The organism is Streptomyces sp. NPDC088554 (assembly GCF_044752945.1).
Classification (GTDB): Bacteria; Actinomycetota; Actinomycetes; order Streptomycetales; family Streptomycetaceae; genus Streptomyces.
This window is the reverse complement of the sequence record NZ_JBIVMF010000102.1, coordinates 1-1181: the sequence shown is the minus strand read 5'-3', so window position 1 is coordinate 1181 and position 1181 is coordinate 1. Positions and strand designations below refer to the sequence as shown.

Below are 1181 nucleotides of genomic sequence, written 5' to 3'. Positions count from 1 at the left end.
GCAGAGAAGGACTTACAACGACCATCAGCGGACATACCGCCCTGTCGCGAAAACTCGACAAAAATGCCCGGCGTCGACATAACGGTCACACCGCCGACGAGCGCCATGTCACACTCACCCGCTCGCAACTCCTGCGTCGCCAGGTGCAGGGCGACCAAAGAGGAGGAGCAGGCCGTGTCGACGGTGACCGCTGGGCCCTCGAAACCGAACGTGTACGACAGGCGGCCCGACATAACACTCGACGTGGTGCCGGTCAGCGCGTGCCCGTCATGCCCATCAGCCGACTCGTGCAGCCGAGGCCCGTAATCCTGCGCGAAGCCACCCACGAAAACGCCTGTACGACTGCCCCTCAGCTCCGCCGGATCGATGCCCGCCCGCTCGAAGGTCTCCCACGCCGCCTCCAACAACAACCTCTGCTGCGGGTCCATCGCCAACGCCTCACGCGGCGAAATCCCGAAGAAACCTGCGTCGAACTCGCCCGCTTCGTAAAGGAATCCACCAACTGTGGGAAAATCATTGGCAGTCGGTCCAGTATCCCAGCCCCGGTCGTCCGGGAACCGAGAAATGGCGTCCTGGCCGGAGCGGACCAGCTCCCACAGTTCCTCGGGGGAACGGACACCGCCCGGGAGGCGGCAGGCCATGCCTACGATGGCGATCGGTTCATCGGCGTGAACGGCACCGACCGGCAGGAACTCAGCCATGTCATCCTGCATCCCGAGCAGTTCGCCGCACAGCTGGGACGCGAGCACAACAGGCGTCGGGTAGTCGAAGGTGAGGGTCGCAGGCAGGTGGAGCCCCATCGCCTCACCCAGCCGGTTCCGCAGCTCCACCGAGGTGAGGGAGTCGAAGCCCAGTTCCTTGAACGACCTTTCCCCGTCGATTACTTCGACCTGGGAGTAGCCAAGGACAGCTGCGCTGTGCACCCGGATCATATCGAGGACGAGGAGGTTGCCTTCGGCTCGCGGCAGACCCTCCAGACGGTGCCGGACCGTCCCTGCGACGGCCGCACTGTCCTGGACCATCGCCCGCCTGCGGCGATGGCCACCGATCAGTTCACTGAGAAGACGTGGCACGCGGTGTGACCGTCGCAGCACCTTGTGATCCCAGCGGACCGGAACCAACAACGCCTCACCACTCCCCCACGCCGCGTCGAGGAGCTCCATCCCCTCATCACCAGCAAG

General features: G+C 64.8%; 1 protein-coding gene. It reads right to left on the bottom strand.

From position 1 onward, the window contains the following. A partial coding sequence (locus tag ACIP8W_RS31965; RefSeq protein WP_402205922.1) for a beta-ketoacyl synthase N-terminal-like domain-containing protein occupies positions 1-1163 on the bottom strand: 1163 nt, incomplete at its 3' end. Between the last annotated feature and the right edge of the window lie 18 nt (positions 1164-1181).